This window comes from Nonomuraea sp. NPDC026600, from assembly GCF_040638335.1.
Lineage (GTDB): Bacteria > Actinomycetota > Actinomycetes > Streptosporangiales > Streptosporangiaceae > Nonomuraea.
The window spans coordinates 187014-202080 of record NZ_JBEZYD010000006.1; the positions used below are offsets into that span (position 1 = coordinate 187014).

General features: G+C 70.5%; 13 protein-coding genes. 6 read left to right on the forward strand and 7 right to left on the reverse strand.

Going from position 1 to position 15067, the window contains the following annotated elements:
- Positions 1 to 44: 44 nt before the first annotated feature.
- On the reverse strand, positions 45 to 2321 hold the full coding sequence (locus AB0F17_RS16610; protein WP_358022935.1) for a LuxR C-terminal-related transcriptional regulator: 2277 nt from the start codon (positions 2319 to 2321) through the stop codon (positions 45 to 47).
- Between the two features lie 266 nt (positions 2322 to 2587).
- Here AB0F17_RS16610 and AB0F17_RS16615 point away from each other — a divergent pair, with 266 nt between their 5' ends.
- Both AB0F17_RS16615 and AB0F17_RS16620 read left to right on the forward strand, forming a co-directional pair.
- Complete coding sequence (locus AB0F17_RS16615; protein WP_214635665.1) at positions 2588 to 2782, forward strand: DUF5999 family protein; 195 nt, start codon at positions 2588 to 2590, stop codon at positions 2780 to 2782.
- A 23-nt stretch (positions 2783 to 2805) separates the two neighbouring features.
- The gene (locus tag AB0F17_RS16620) at positions 2806 to 3348 is read left to right on the forward strand and encodes an ATP-binding protein (RefSeq protein WP_358022938.1); all 543 of its coding nucleotides are present in this window, start codon (positions 2806 to 2808) and stop codon (positions 3346 to 3348) included.
- Here AB0F17_RS16620 and AB0F17_RS16625 read toward each other — a convergent pair.
- Entirely contained in the window at positions 3326 to 5419 is a 2094-nt protein-coding gene (locus AB0F17_RS16625; protein WP_358022941.1) for a LuxR family transcriptional regulator, read from the reverse strand. The genes AB0F17_RS16620 and AB0F17_RS16625 overlap by 23 nt on opposite strands.
- Positions 5420 to 5589: 170 nt before the next feature.
- On the opposite strand from AB0F17_RS16625, the gene AB0F17_RS16630 reads away from it, so the two are divergent.
- The gene (locus AB0F17_RS16630) at positions 5590 to 6963 is read left to right on the forward strand and encodes a serine hydrolase domain-containing protein (RefSeq protein ID WP_358022944.1); all 1374 of its coding nucleotides are present in this window, start codon (positions 5590 to 5592) and stop codon (positions 6961 to 6963) included.
- 4 nt (positions 6964 to 6967) lie between these two features.
- Complete coding sequence (locus AB0F17_RS16635) at positions 6968 to 7816, forward strand: PhzF family phenazine biosynthesis protein (protein WP_358022947.1); 849 nt, start codon at positions 6968 to 6970, stop codon at positions 7814 to 7816.
- On the opposite strand, the gene AB0F17_RS16640 is transcribed toward AB0F17_RS16635, so the two are convergent.
- From AB0F17_RS16640 to AB0F17_RS16660, 5 genes are all read right to left on the reverse strand, one after another.
- On the reverse strand, positions 7794 to 8660 hold the full coding sequence (locus AB0F17_RS16640; protein ID WP_358022950.1) for a biotin-dependent carboxyltransferase family protein: 867 nt from the start codon (positions 8658 to 8660) through the stop codon (positions 7794 to 7796). The genes AB0F17_RS16635 and AB0F17_RS16640 overlap by 23 nt on opposite strands.
- On the reverse strand, positions 8657 to 9283 hold the full coding sequence (locus AB0F17_RS16645; protein ID WP_358022953.1) for an allophanate hydrolase subunit 1: 627 nt from the start codon (positions 9281 to 9283) through the stop codon (positions 8657 to 8659). The genes AB0F17_RS16640 and AB0F17_RS16645 overlap by 4 nt, the downstream gene beginning before the upstream one ends.
- Positions 9280 to 10035 (reverse strand): 5-oxoprolinase subunit PxpA, encoded by a 756-nt coding sequence (locus tag AB0F17_RS16650; protein WP_358022956.1) that lies wholly within the window; start codon positions 10033 to 10035, stop codon positions 9280 to 9282. The genes AB0F17_RS16645 and AB0F17_RS16650 overlap by 4 nt, the downstream gene beginning before the upstream one ends.
- A 76-nt stretch (positions 10036 to 10111) precedes the next feature.
- The gene (locus tag AB0F17_RS16655; RefSeq protein WP_358023853.1) at positions 10112 to 11644 is read right to left on the reverse strand and encodes a hypothetical protein; all 1533 of its coding nucleotides are present in this window, start codon (positions 11642 to 11644) and stop codon (positions 10112 to 10114) included.
- Between the two features lie 123 nt (positions 11645 to 11767).
- On the reverse strand, positions 11768 to 11992 hold the full coding sequence (locus tag AB0F17_RS16660) for a hypothetical protein (protein WP_214635673.1): 225 nt from the start codon (positions 11990 to 11992) through the stop codon (positions 11768 to 11770).
- Positions 11993 to 12147: 155 nt separating this feature from the next.
- Here AB0F17_RS16660 and AB0F17_RS16665 point away from each other — a divergent pair, with 155 nt between their 5' ends.
- Both AB0F17_RS16665 and AB0F17_RS16670 read left to right on the forward strand, forming a co-directional pair.
- Entirely contained in the window at positions 12148 to 12717 is a 570-nt protein-coding gene (locus AB0F17_RS16665) for an HhH-GPD-type base excision DNA repair protein (protein WP_358022959.1), read from the forward strand.
- Positions 12718 to 12911: 194 nt separating this feature from the next.
- Positions 12912 to 15005 carry a SpoIIE family protein phosphatase gene (locus AB0F17_RS16670; protein WP_358022962.1) on the forward strand — a complete coding sequence of 698 codons (2094 nt, stop codon included), beginning with the start codon at positions 12912 to 12914 and terminating at the stop codon, positions 15003 to 15005.
- Positions 15006 to 15067 lie beyond the last annotated feature (62 nt).

Sequence of the window (15067 nt, forward strand, 5' to 3'; positions counted from 1 at the left end):
GCGGACAAGCGGTTCGGAGGGGGCCCGCGATGCTCGGCCCGGGATCACTGTCTGCCGGCCCGCTGTCGCGAGCTCCAGGCTTTGGCGACCTGCGACCTGGAGGTGAAACTCAGCTTGCGCAGGATGTTCTCGACGTGGCCTTCGGCGGTGCGCTGGGCGATCACCAGGGTCTCCGCGATCTGCTTGTTGCTCAGCCCTTGTGCGACGAGTTCGGCGATCTGGCGTTCCCTGCGGGTCAGGACGGACGCGACGTCGGATTCGGGCTGGGGGCTCGCCGTGTCTCTCGACGGCTTCTCCTCCAGTGCATGGCCCACGGCCTGGTCGAGCGTGAGCTCCGAGCCATAGGTGAAGGCCTCGGTGAACGCTTCGTCCCTGAGGCTCTCCCGTAGCCGGGCCTCGCATCGGCTGTGCAGAGCCGCCAGGTGCCCGAGTCCGGACAGCGACGTCTCGATCGAGCGCCAGACCGTCTGCGCGGCGCCCAGCAACTGGGCGGCGCGTTTGTCCTGCCGCTGATCGGCCATGATCCAGGCGAGTCCCTCAAGGCATTGGGCGATGCCGAGATGGTCGTTGCAGCGCAGCTTGAGTCTCAGCGCGTCGCGCATCATGGTGAGGGCGGTGTCGGGATCGCCCCGCCGCCACCGGTCCAGGGCCGTGACCCACAACGCGTAGGAGACGGACCAGTCCGCGTTCACCCGCCGGGACAGCTCCAAGGCCTCCTGGCAGAGCGCCGTTGAGCGGGCGTCGCCCATGAGGACGGCGGCGATGCTCAGCTGGAAGAGGGCGACCCACGCCTGGCCTGGGGGGCCGAGGGCGCGGCGACGCATCACGGCGTCCTCCAGCAGGGTGAACGCTTGCGGGAAGTCTCCGGCCAGCAGCGCGGCGAAGCCGGTGATGTGGACCGTGCCGGCGAGCTGAGCCTCATCACCCAGCCGCTCGGCCAGCGTGCGCGACTCCCGCAACAGTGGTTGCGCGGCCAGGGGGTCGCCTTGCAGCAGGACGAGCCAGGCCTCGACCCACAGGGCCTTGGCCCGCGCGGCGCTGGGCCCGGGCTCCTGCGCCAGCCCCCGCTCCAGCCAGTGGTGGCCCTCGCTGGGGGAGCTCCACGAAAGCCGGTGGCTCCACATTGCGGCGGCGATCTCGAGGGCGGCCCAGGCCTGGCCCGGCTCGCTCAAGCAGAATTCCAGTGCCGCCCGTACGTTGGCCTGCTCCTGGCGGATCCGGACGAGCCACTCCATCTGATGCTCGCCGAACCACTCGGCCTCCGCCCGCGCGGCCAGGTCGCGGCACCAGTCGCGATGCCGCAGCCGAAGCGCCGTCTTCTGCTCGGGGCCGGCGATCCGTTCCCATCCGTACTCGCGGAGCGTCTCCAGCATCTCGTAACGCGTCCCGGAGCCGTGCGCCTTCCGCCGCAGGATCGACTTGTCGACCAGTTCGGTCAGCACGTGGAGGACGTCTTCGCGGGCGAGCCCGTCCCCCGAGCACACCTCTTCAGCCGATTCGAGATCGCAACCGCCGGAGAAGACCGACAACCGTTCCCACAGTGTCCGCTCCTCGGGCGAGCACAGGTGATGACTCCAGTCCACCAGCGTCTGCAGCGTCCTCTGCCGTGGCACCGCGACCACGGGTCCCTTCGACAGCAGCTGGAACCGGTCGTTCAGCCGCTCGAGGATCTGCTCCACGGACAAGGCCCGCATGCGCACCGCCGCGAGCTCGATGGCCAGCGGGATCCCGTCCAGCCGCCGGCACAGTTGCGTCACCGCCACGCTGTTGGCCTCGTTGACGGTGAACCCCGGTACGACGGCCGCCACCCGGTCCGCGAACAGTCGCACCGCCTCGTAGCGCGCTTCGGCATCCGAGAGCACCGCCTCGTCCGCCCCGGGCACCGTCAACGGCGGCACCTCCAGCAGGTGCTCGCTCGGCACCTGTAGCGATTGCCGGCTGGTCGCGAGGATGCGCAGCTCGGGCGCCGCGGAGAGCAGCTTGCCGGCCAGGATGGCGCACTCGGTCAGCAGGTGCTCGCAGTTGTCCAGGACCAGGAGCAGCCGCTTGTTCGACAGGTGTTCGCAGAGAGCGGACACGTCCGGGTGGTGGCAGCCGATCGTTTCGGCGATCGTCTCCGTGAGCAGCTCTTCGGCCGTGAGCGGAGCCAGGTCGATCAGCCACATCCCGTCAGGGAAGGCCCGTGACATCTCCGCCGCGACTCTCATCGCCAGCCGCGTCTTGCCCACTCCGCCGACACCGGTCAGCGTCACCATCCGCCCAGCGGCAAGCAGACGCTTGGTCTCGGCCAGCTCATGCCGACGACCAACGAAACTCGTCAATTCGGCTGGCAGGTTCCCCGCATGCCGCCGTGTCATTGCCCCCATGACAATTTCAGGCTAGCTCATCCCGGCCCGGTGAGTTCGCTGAGCCCCTTTACCTCATGCCCCTCTTGACCTGCGGTGGAGGCTGCTTGTACCTACCTACGTAGGTAGAAGTGGGTGTTCGTATAGGCATTTATCCCGTCCTACACCCGCCGTTTGCCTGGGCATGATGGTTCCGTCAGTAAGAAACGCCGTGATACCGGCGAAGACATAAAGGAACGATCATGTGCCAGCACCAGCCCCGGTGCCCGTCCGCATACGCCTTCGACCATGATTCCGCCCGCCTGGTGGCCTTCCACCCGGAACAGGGGTGGGGCCTGCTGTGCAACGGCGTAGTGGTCTTCGAGGACAACGGCGAGATCCTGCCCGACGGGCGCTGCGTCGCCGCCAACCACGACTACTACGGACGGGCGGCATGAACCATCACTCAGGATCCGCGCTCATGGACGCGACTGTGACCCAGCAGGCCGGCTCGTGGGACGCGGCCATGCCCTGGAACGGCGACACCTCACTCTGGGACCGGCTCAAGGCCGGCGTCCAGCGCCTGGGAGAGCTCGCCACCGGCTCCGGTCAGATGGCCGGCGAGCCGCTCGCCTCGTGGTGGCTTTCGCCAAGTATGTCCACAGTGCCGCGGGTACGACGTCTCACCCGTGCCCGGCTGGCCGCATGGGGCCTCGACGAACAGGTCGAGGTCGCCGAGCTGCTGGTCAGCGAGATCGTCACCAACGCGCTGCGCCATGCGCCAGGACCGTACCGGCTGACTCTCTCCGTCACTGACGGCCTGCTGCGCGGCGAGGTCGAGGACGCGGGCAACGCGCCGCTCCACGTCCACCACGCCCGGCCGGGTGACGAGCAAGGCCGCGGCCTGTACATGATCGACCTGCTGGCCTGCTGCTGGGGCAGCGAATCCACACCTGAGGGAAAGACCGTCTGGTTCGAACTCCCCACGAGGCCGGACGACGTCAGCCACCGACCTCACCGGTGAGCACGCGTTCCAGGCCGAGACTCGCCCCGTCTCGGAAGCTCGCCGCGAACACTCGATCCCCCAAGGTGTCGCGGGCCTGGTCCACGCAGCGCTCGTGCCATCTCGCGTGGTACGACAGCCGATTCGGTGAGGCGTCCACCGCCTGCCACAACGAGTGCGCCGCCCCCAGCAGCCGGGCGGCTTTTTCATGGTGCTGGCGCGCACCGGCGATCCACGCCAGCACCTCCAGGCACTGCGTCAGGCACCACCGGTCATTGATCTCTCCGGTGAACTCGGCGGCCTCCCTCACCAGTGTGTCGGCCCGCTGGTAGTCGCCCAGATTCCACACGGCGATGCCGAGCGCGAGCTGGGCGTAACCGCGCGACACCTGCGCATGATGTGCCTCGCAGAGCGCCAACGCCTCCGCGGCGAATCCGGCGGCCCGGCCGGGATCCTCGATCGAACCGTACGCGGCCGCGTAGTACAGATTGAGCATGACGCCGTTGACGTCTCCGGCAGCCCGGAAGAGGGCGAGCGACTCCTCCAAGAGCGCGAGGCCACGCTGGGCATCCCCCGTGGAGCACGCCGCGACCCCGGAGGTCCGGATGGCGAACGGCAGGACACCTTCGTTCCCCGGCTGTCGTGCGATGCGATGACATTCCGCAAGTCTCGGCATGGCTTCCGCCAGGTCGCCCTGCCGGAGGGCGAGCATGCTGTCCACCCAGAGCGCCGTCGCCCGAGCGCCGCTCGCCGCCCGCATCGGCTTCAAAGCGCGCTCCAGCCAGTAACGGCCCTCGGTGAGGGAGCCGGCGAGGAGCCAGAAGGACCACATCGCCGAGGCCGTCTCGAGCCCCGCGAGAGCCAGGACCGGGTCACCCAGGCACAGCTCGAGCGCGACGCGCACGTTGGGAAGTTCTCGTTGCAGGAGCAGGTACCGCTCGAGCTGGTCGGGGACCATCGCGTCGATCCGGTGCTGGTCGACCAGGTCCCGGTAGTGGCCGACATAACGTCGGCGCAGTGCCCGCCCTTCGGCAGGCTCCAGCTGCTCGGACCCGTACGCGCGGATGCTCTCCAGCATGCGGTACCTGAGCCCGCTCTCCCGCCGCTCGCCGACCAGGACCGACTTGTCCACCAACCCGGCCACCAGATCGATCACCTCGGCAGGGGCGATCCCCGCGCCGGAACACACCGCCTCGGCGGTGTCCAGGTCGACCCCGCCGGGAAACATCGACAGCCGGGCCCACAGCCGCTGCTCCGCCGGTGAGCACAGGCGGAAGCTCCAGTCCATGGTCGCGCGCAGCGTCTGATGGCGGGGCGAGGCGGCCGGGCTCCCCGCCGACAGCACCTCGAAGCGCTCGTCCAGCTCGCGCGTGAGCTGTTCCAAGGGCAGGGCGCGCAGTTGTACGGCGGCCAGCTCGATCGCCAGCGGGATCCCCTCCAGGCGCCGGGCCAGCCGCGCCACGCAGGCCGCGTTCCTCGTGTCCAGGGAGAAACCGGGCGACACGCTCGCCGCCCGCTCCACGAAGAGGCGCACCGAATCGTGCCGGGCGATGCGGCGGAGAGGATGGCCGGGGTCCGGCACGGACAGCGACGGAACCGGCAGCACCTGCTCGCCGTACACCCCCAGCGTCTGCCTGCTGGTCGCCAGGATCCGCAGCCTGGGCGCGCTGTGCAGGAGCCGGGCCACGAAACGGGCGCAGTCGTCGAGCAGATGCTCGCAGTTGTCCAGGACCAGCAGCATCCGCTTGTCCGACAGGTAGTCCATCAGCACGGTCATGGGGTCGGGTCCCGCCTCGCGCAGGCCCAGCGCTTGGGCGACGATCGGTTCCAGCAGGTCGCCGGCCTCCAGGGTGGCCAGTTCGATGACCTCCACGCCGTCCTTGTAGGTGTCCCGCAGGACATCCGCGACCCTGAGCGCCAGCCGGCTCTTGCCGACACCGCCCGTGCCGGTCAAGGTCAGCAACCGGGCCTGTGACAGTCCCCTCCTGGCCGCGGCCAGCTCGTGCCTGCGCCCGACGAAGCTGGACCCGTCCAGGTAAGGACGAGCCCGGTTCGCGGAACGCTTCGAAGCGTGCGATGCCACCTGAGTCATGACTGCTCCACCGGCTCAGGCCCTCAAGACCACCAGGTCACCAGGACCGAGCCGACGTAACCACACTATGCCCGGACCGTTTCCGCCCGGCCAAGTTGCGTACGGCGAACCCCTATGCGTACAGTGTTCGCATCAAGGGCACCATGTGCGCAAACCTGAGGAGAACCCCGATGTCGACGAACGTGAACCGCTGGCAGGCGCGGCTGGACGAGCTGCGCGCCGCCCACCACGTGCCGGGCGCGTCGCTGGCCGTGCTGGTCGACGGTCAGATCCACGAACTGGCCAGCGGGGTGCTGCACCGGGGGACCGGTGTGGAGGCGACGACCGACTCGGTGTTCCTGTCCGGCTCGATCGCCAAGGTCTACACCGCCACGCTGGTGATGCAACTGGCCGACTCCGGTGCGCTGGACCTGGACGCGCCGGTGGTGGATGTGCTGCCGGAGTTCGCCACCCCCGACCCCGAGGCCACCAAGACCATCACGCCCCGCCAGTTGCTCTCCCACACCGGCGGTGTGACCAACGACTTCACCTACGACGCCGGCCGTGGTGACGACTGCCTGGCGCGCTATGTCCAGGCCGCCCGGAACGTGCCGCTGGACTGCCCGCCCGGCACCGCGATCTCGTACGGCAGCCTCGGATACAACGTGCTGGGCCGCATCATCGAGGTGCTGACCGGCCAGACCTGGGACCAGGCGCTCAAGGACCGGATCCGCACCCCGCTCGGGCTCGACCACACGATGACGCTGCCCGAAGAGGCGCTGCGGTTCCGCGCGGCGATGAGCCACCTGGGCGAGTCCGGACAGGACCCCGAGCCCGCGCCCGACTGGGACCTGATGCCCCGCTCGGCGGGCCCCTACGGCCGGGTCATCAGCTCCGCCGCCGACATGGTGCGCTTCGCCCAGATGCACCTCAACGGCGGCGACGGCGTGCTGTCCGCTGACGCCGTCGCCGCCATGCAGCGCCGCGAGGTGGACGTGCCCGACAAGTGGACCGTCAGCGCCGACGGCTGGGGCCTGGGCTGGACCCTGTACGACTGGGACGGCATCGCCGGCTACGGCCACGACGGCGCCGCCATCGGCCAGTACGCCTATCTGCGCGTCGTCCCGCACGCGGGCGTGGTCGTCGTCCTGCTGACCAACGGCGGCGGCGCCCGCCAGTTGTACGCCGACCTGTTCCGGGAACTGCTCGGCGAACTCGCCGGAGTGCGGATGCCCGCCCCCTTCCTGCCGGCCGCCGAGCCGCCCGCGATCGACCTGGCGCCGCTGCTCGGCACGTACCGGCGCGAGGGCGTCGTCATCACCGTCACGCGGCAGGACGACGGCAGGGCGCACATGCGGTACGAGTTCGTCGACGGCATGAAGGACCTCTCCCCGCCCCTGGAGATGACCCTGGAGCCGGTCACGGAGACGGTCTTCGCCGCCTCCGGCGCGGGCCCCTCCTTCAGCGAGGACTACATGCCCGTGGTCTTCTCCACCCTGACCGACGGCACCGAGTGCGTGTACGTCGGCATGCGCGCCACCCCCAAGACCGCTTTGAGAGACTGAGCGTATGTTGCGCCCATTTCGGCAAGTTGACGTCTTCACTGCCACGCCCTACCAGGGCAACCCCCTCGCGGTGGTCCTCGACGGAGAGGGCCTGAGCATCGAGGAGATGCAGCGGTTCGCCCACTGGACGAACCTGTCCGAAACCACCTTCGTCCTGCCCCCCACCACGCCCGGCGCCGACTACCGGGTACGGATCTTCACACCGGCCACCGAGCTGCCCTTCGCCGGGCACCCGACGCTGGGCACCTGCCACGCCTGGCTGGAGGCCGGAGGCGTGCCGAAGGAGCCGGAGTCGGTCGTGCAGGAGTGCGGCGCCGGGCTGGTGACGCTGCGCAGGACGGACGGCGGGCTGGCGTTCGCCGCGCCCCCGCTGCTGCGGTCGGGGCCGGTGGACGAGCCGCTCGTCGAGCGCATCGCCGGCCTGCTGGGCATCGGCCGGGACGAGATCGTCGACGCGGAGTGGGCCGACAACGGGCCCGGCTGGGTGGCGGTGCTGCTGCGGAGCGCGGACGACGTGCTCGCGCTGCGTCCCGGGCCGATCGACATCGACCTGGGCGTGGTGGGCCCCTATCCGCAGGGGTCGCCGCTCGCGATCGAGCTGCGGGCGTTCTTCCCGGTCAACGGCACCACGGCCGAGGACCCGGTGACCGGCAGCCTGAACGCCTCGGTCGCCCAGTGGCTGCTGCGCACCGGCCGCGTCACCGCCCCCTACGTGGCCGGCCAGGGGACCGTGCTGGGCCGAGCCGGACGCGTCCACGTCACCACCGGACAGGGCCCCGAGAACGGTCAGGAGCCGACGGTCTGGGTGGGCGGCTCCATCGTCACGTGCGTCACCGGCCAGGTCGAACTGTGAACCGCACCCGATCACCCGGCCGGAGCTGCGCGGCGATCGGCAGGTCCGCCGCCCGCACCACCCCGATCACCGGGTAGCCGCCGGTCGGCGGGTGGTCGGCGAGGAAGATGATCGGCTGCCCGCTCGGCGGCACCTGCACCGCCCCCGTCACCATGCCCTCGCTGGGCAGCTCACCCTCCCGCGCCCGGGCCGGCTCCCGGCCGCGCAGGCGTACCCCCACGCGGTTGCTGTCCTGGCTCACCTTGTAGGGCTCCGCGCAGAGCTCGGCCAGTGCGCCCGGCGCGAACCAGTCGTCGCGCGGCCCCGGCACGATCCGCAGGACGGCGGGCGGCGGCTGCCCGGCGGGCGCCAGATCCACCGAGATCTCCACCAGGCTCCCCGAGTCACCCACCGGGAGCATGCTCCCCTGGCGCAGCGGCGCCGGGCCGAGCCCGGAGAGCGAGTCCGTGGACCGGCTGCCGAGCACCGGCTCCACGGCGATCCCGCCCCGCACGGCCAGGTAGGTCCGCAACCCCCACGTGGGCGCCCCGAACCGCACCTCGGCCCCGGCCGGAACCCAGAACGGCACACCCGTCCCGGCGCCCACGGGAAGAGCCGACCGCACGGTCAGCGGGCAGGGCGCGCCCGTGACCGCGACCCAGGCGCCCGCGTGGAAGGCCAGCCGCGCCCGCCCGTACGTCAGCTCGATCCCCGCCGCCTCCTTGGGGTTGCCGACGAGCCGGTTCGCCAGCCGCAGGCTCGCCTCGTCGGCCGCGCCGGAGCAGGGCACGCCCAGGTGCGCGTAGCCGGGCCGGCCCAGGTCCTGCACGGTCGCGTAGGGACCCGGCGCGAGAATCTCGATCATGCCGGCTCGAACCGTACGCGGGTGCCGGGCCGCAACAGCGACGGCGGGTCGGCGTCGACGTCCCAGATCCGCGTCGGCGTACGGCCCAGCAGCCGCCAGCCACCCGGGGAGGCGGTGGGATAGATCGCGGAGTAGGGACCGGCGATCGCCACCGAACCGGCCGGCACCGACGTGCGCGGCGTCGCCAGCCGCGGCAGGTGGAGCACTGGATCCAGCCCGGTCAGGTAGGCGAACCCCGGCGCGAACCCCAGCCAGCCCACCACCAGCTCCCGCCGGGTGTGCCGCGCGATCACGTCCTCCACCGCGATCCCGGCCAGCTCGGCCACGGAATCGAGATCCTCCCCGTCATAGACGACGGGAATGACCACGGCCTCCGGCCCGGCTCCGGGCGGAGCCTCGCTCGCCGACCCCGACCCGAGCACCTCGCCGAGCAGCTCGTCCAGCCGCGCCCGCAACAGGCCCTGGTCCGCCCCCGGCGCCACCACCAGCACCGTCTCGGGCCCCGGCACGATCTCCACCACCCCCGCGGGCCGCGAGGCACGCAGGGCCGCGTCGAGCCGGTGCGACACCGTCAGCGACCCGGTCTCGACGAGCAGCCCGGCTTCGCCGGCCACCCGGATCATGCGAAGGCCTGCAGGACCACTCCCGCCTCGAGCAGCCCATCGCGTACGGCCTGCGCCAGTCGTACCGCGTCAGGCGTGTCGCCGTGCACGCAGATGGACCGGGCGGAGACCATCACCGCGCTGCCGTCCACGGCGGTCACCTGACCCTCGACGGCCATCCGCACGGCGCGGGCGGAGACCGCGGCGACGTCGTGGATCACCGCCCCGGGCTCGCGCCGCGAGACCAGCGCCCCGGCGGCCGTGTAGGCGCGGTCGGCGAACGCCTCGGCGATCGTCGGCACGCCCTCGGCGGCGGCCACGCCGTGCACCACCGAGCCGGGCAGCGTGAGCACCGGCAGCGAGGTGTCGTAGTCGGCCACGGCCTCGATCACCGCGGCCGCCTGGACCTCGTCGCGGCAGATGCGGTTGTAGAGCGCGCCGTGCGGCTTGACGTAGGAGACCCGGCCGCCCATCGCCCGCGCGATGCCGTCGACGGCCGCGAGCTGGTAGAGCACCTCGGCGCAGAGCTCCTCCGGCTCGACGTCCATCTCCCTGCGCCCGAAGTGGGCCAGGTCGCGGTAGGACACCTGCGCCCCGATGGCCACGCCGCGGTCCACGGCGGCCGCGCAGGTGCGCCTGATCGTCACCGGGTCGCCGGCGTGGAATCCGCAGGCGACGTTCGCGCTCGTGACGATGTCGAGCAGCGCCAGGTCGTCGCCCAGGCGCCACACGCCGAAGCCTTCGCCCAGATCAGCGTTGAGGTCGATCACCATGCTTCCCATCATGGCGGTTGCGGTCACCTCGGCGCGACGGACAGCGCCAGAGCCGGACACCGGACCAGATCTGGAACTAGATCTCGTCGGGGATGTCGGCGATGTCGTCGAGGGCGGAGGCGAGCTCCTCCGGGTCGCCGCCGATGCGCTCGGCGATCTCGATGAGCACGTGCAGCACGTCGTGGCGGTCGTGGCCGAGGTCGAGCAGCCGCTGGGCCGCCTCCCACAGCTGCGGCGGGTCGCCGTCCCACAGCCGCGCGGCGATCTCCTCGTGCCAGGCCAGGTGCTCTTCGTCGATGGCGCCGACGTGGTCGATCTCCAGCAGCGTGCGCCGGTCGCCCTCGTCGGCCGGGTTGAGCGCGTCGAGGTCGACACCCCCGTGCACGCCCTGCAGGAACGGGAACGCGAAGGCCCGTCTGGCCAGCGCCGACAGGTCGCCGTCCGGCAGCAGCCGCTCCAGCAGCGGCCGGTCCAGGCCGAACGAGGTCGGATCCCGGTACGCCTCCGGGAACTTGCCGGTCGCCTCCCACACCGCGTCGAGCGTGGCCTTGAGCCCTCTTTCCGGCAGGCCGGTGCGGCGGGCGGCGAAGCGTACCCACGCGGACAGCACGTGCGGAATGGCCTCCTGTTCGGCCACGCTTAACATCACCTTGCGTGGCAGCCAGTCGAGCAGGAACGTCTCGCACTTGGTCGGGCTCACCCGCAGCGGCCGGTTGAAGTCCTGCTCACAGCCGTAGTCGATGATGTGGTCGGCGCACCGCGAGGCCGCCGACGGGTCGGACAGGTGCTCGGCCGCGTCGGAGGCGAGGAACTCCGCGGCCAGCATCGCCCGCCGCTCGCGGCTGTAGGGGGCCTCGATGTGCAGGGGAGCGGGGCGCTTGCGGCCCGGCGGGAGGGCCTTGAGCCGGGCGCGGGCGAAGGCGTGGTAGGCGCTGTAGCTGTCGCTGACCGGCGGCGGGGTCTTCGGCTCCCTGGTGGCCTTCATCGCCGACTCCAGCAGCGCCCTGGCCTGCTGGGGCTCGATCTCCTCGAACAGCAGCATCGCGTTGCCGGCGGCCTCGGCGCGGGCCTTGTCCAGCAGCGTGTCGACCTGCGAGGACACCCAGGCGTCACGCGCCATGCCCGACATGTTGTGATCGACGACCATGACCAGCGCGTGCCGGTCCTGCTCCTGCTCGACGACCGGCGGCGCGTCACCGGCCGCCGGCTCCTCCCGGGCTCCGTCGCTCCAGCGGTAGCCGAACGTGCAGATCACCGTGTCCTGGTCGCCGTAGGCGTCGCGGGAGACGTAGCAGCCGGTCGGCTTGACCGCGCCGACCCGCTCGGCCCAGCCGGGCCTGGCCACGCCCGACTCCATCATCGCCAGCGCCGCGCCCTCGGCCTTGGCGCCCTGGCGGGCCGTGCCGAGATAGGCCAGGCAGATGAGCAGCGTCAGCGACGCCGGAGTGCCGGCCTTGGCGGCGTAGTCGACAAGGCCCTCGCCGAGTACCTGTTCGACGTCACCACCCCGGACGCGCCTGCCCCACCAGGCTCCGATCATGTCGGAGACCATCAGCTCGGCGTCAAGGGGGCTGCGCACGGCCAGCAGCTCGCGAGCCGCCTGCACCATCTCCTTGAACACATCGTCTGGCGGGGTGCTCTCCCGGGGATCTCGTCGGTGTCGGCGCACGCCCTCACTCTCTCGCATTCCAGGCTGAAACGGTGCGTAGAACGCAGCCTGGTGACCCCGATGTTATCGGGGAGTCCGGGGCGGTGGTGCGGAGTTGACGATCGCCAGCAGATGTTCGCGGGCGATGCGTTCGATGACATCGGGCGTCGGGGAGATGCCGAGATGCTGCGCGCAGGCGCAGACGTCGGCTACGCAACGGTCGATGGTGTCCACGGGTATGGTCAGGAACTCTTCGGCCAGCCTGAGACTGACCGGCTCCCTGAGGAAGCGTGTGGCCAGAGCGAGCATAGATGTGAGATTCCTCTGGAGGCCCAGGGGCAAACCCCCCAGGAATGGGTGCAGGGCGACGTGCGCTCCCATTTCATCTTTTCTCGGCTGAGTGTCAAGCCTCTACAACGCTTGTGTTCGCTTCTTCGGAACCGCATTCGTGCGAAGCTGTTCCCATGCGCATCCAGCTCGCCCAGCGGACGGAGGCCGACGATCTTCTCGGCCGAAGTCCGCTTGCCCTGCTCGTCGGCATGCTGCTCGATCAGCAGATCCCGATGGAATGGGCGTTCACGGGGCCTCTCACCATCTCCGAACGGCTCGGACATGACCTCACCGCGGAGGAGATCGCGGCCCTCGACCCCGAGGAGTTCGCCGCGCTGCTGGCCGCGAAACCGGCCGTGCACCGCTACCCCAAGTCGATGGCCGACAGGGTCCAGCAGTTGGCCGCCTACCTCGTGGAGCACTACGACGGCAGGCCCGAGCGCGTCTGGAGTGACGCCGCCGACGGCAAAGAGCTGCTCAACCGGCTCCTGGGACTTCCCGGCTTCGGCAAGCAGAAGGCTCAGATATTTTTGGCATTGCTCGGCAAGCAAATGGAGGTTCAACCGCCAGGATGGCGCGAGGCGGCTGGACCCTATGGCGAGGAGGGGTCGTTGCGTTCGGTAGCGGATGTGGTCGACGCCGACACACTGGGTCGCGTTCGGGCCGCCAAGCAGGAGGCCAAGCGCGCGGCCAAGGCCAAGTAGCCTGATCTTGCTGCGCAACGTGGAGCGATTTTGACAGGATGCGTTGACCGTATGGCGGCCGGGGCTTCCGTCCGCGCCTGCCCATCGCCGATGATGTACTGCAGAATCCGGTCGCCCGGAGCTGCGCTACGCCGATACACAGTTATGGAGATGTGCCGCGTGGGAGACCCTGGCACGCGACGGAGGTGCCGACCATGAGCGCCGAGACCTCCGTTCCCCGTCCCCGGGAGTCGGATGTGGACATCTCAGACTCCGCCCTCTTCAAGGGCATGCTGTCGGAGGCCGAGTTCGCCTTCGCGTTCTTCGACGCCGCCGGACACGTCCAGCTGGTCAACGACGTGTTCACCGACGTCGTCGGCGTGCCCGCCGAGCGGCTCGTCGGCCGCGCGCCCGTCGAGACGCTCACGGCCGATCTCAGCCAGCTCATCACCCATGCGGTCCAGGCCGTCACCGAGAGCGACGCTCCGGTGACCGAGAGTCGCGTACGCGTGCGGTCGTCCGAGGGCGAGACCAGGCACTGGTCGCTGTCGTTCTCGCCGGTGCACGACGAGGAGGGCGAGCTGCGGGCGATCGCGCTCATCGGCCTCGACGTGACCGAGAGCCGCCAGATCGAAGAGGACCTGCGGCGCAGCGAGGAGCGCTACCGCTCGCTGGTCGAGGCGCAGTCGCAGCTCGTGTGGATCACCTCGCCGACCGGCACGGTGGTGGAGGACGCGCCGCAGTGGCGCGCGATCACCGGGCAGGGGCTGGAGGAATACCTCGCGGTCGGCTGGCTGGAGGCCGTCCATCCCGAGGAGCGCCAGCAGACCGAGGAAGCCTGGAAAGAGGCGCTGCGCGGCCGGACCATGTTCGAGTGGAACTACCGCGTGCGCACCCGGGCCAGCGGTTTCCGCCACTTCGAGGTGCGGGCCGTCCCCATCATCAGGCATGGCAGGGTCGTCGAGTGGGTCGGCGCCAACACCGACGTGACCCCGCAGCGCGAGGCCGAGGAGATGCGCGGCAGGCTGACCGACCAGCTCGGTGCCGCGGCGCTGCGCACGGCGCGGCTGCAGGGCGCGACCGCGATGCTGGCCGAGGCGCTCACCGTCGAGCAGGTGGTGCAGGTCATCATCGACGTCGGCCGCACCGCCCTGGCCGCCGACCGTTCCGCGGTCGCGCTGCTCGACCCCGACCGCGCCGCGCTCAAGCTGATCAACGGCGAGGGCGTCCCGGAAGCGTCGGGCATGTCCGGCGAGGAGATCCCGCTCTCCTCCTCCAGCGTGATGACCATGGCGGTCAACAGCCGCCGGCCGGTGTTCGCCGAGTCGCCCGACAGCCTGAAATCCCAGCTTCTCGAGGCCGGTGGCGACGAACAGGTGCTGGGCAATTATCTCACGCACAGTGACGAGAAGGCCTGGGTCGGACTTCCGCTCCTGGCGGCCGGACGGGCGCTGGGCGCGCTGCGGTTCTCGTTCACGAGGCCGCAGAAGATCTCCCAGGAGGACGGCGTCTTCCTGGAGGCGCTCGCCGGTCAGTGCGCGCTCGCCGTCGAGCGGGCCACGCTGTTCGAGCGCGAGCACCGCACCGCCGAGACGCTCCAGCGCAGCCTGCTGCCCGACCGCCTGCCGGTGGTCAAGGGCCTGGTGCTGGCCCAGCGGTTCCGCTCGGGCAGCCGCCACGTGCAGGTCGGCGGCGACTGGTACGACGCGTTCGTGCTGCAGGACGGCCGGGTCGCCGCGGTCGTCGGCGACGTCATGGGCAAGGGCGTCAAGGCCGCGGCGGGCATGGGGCGCATCCGCAACGCCATGCGCGCCCTCGCGCTGACCAACCCGCCGCCCGCGGCCGTGCTCACCGGTCTCGACCGGGTCTTCGAGGCCACCGAAGAGGAAGAGCAGGTCACGACCCTCGCCTACATGGTGGTCGAGCCCGTCACCGGCGAGGGCACGCTGGCGCTGGCCGGCCATCCGCCGCCCGTCCTGGTCTCTCCGCAGGGCACGGCCGTCCTGTGCGACGCCGAGCCCGGCACGCCGCTGGGCTGGCCGACCAGCCGCAGGCAGTTCCGGTTCGTGGTGCCGCCCGGTCACACCGCCGTGCTCTACTCCGACGGCATGGTGGAGAACCGGAAACGCGGTTTGGACGCAGGACTCGCAGAGCTTTGCAGTGTTGTGACCGAAGCGCCGCCTGAGGTCGTCAGTAGCCCGCATATGTTGCTGGACTTCCTGGTTGACCGCATGTTGTCTGGATATGAACAGGATGATGACGTTACCGCCCTGGCTATCCACGTGCCGCCCGTGACGAAGAGTGACTGAATGAATCAGTCATAAGGGTTGCTTTCGGGTATCAGTGCCGCGCTTACGTACGCACTACTGTC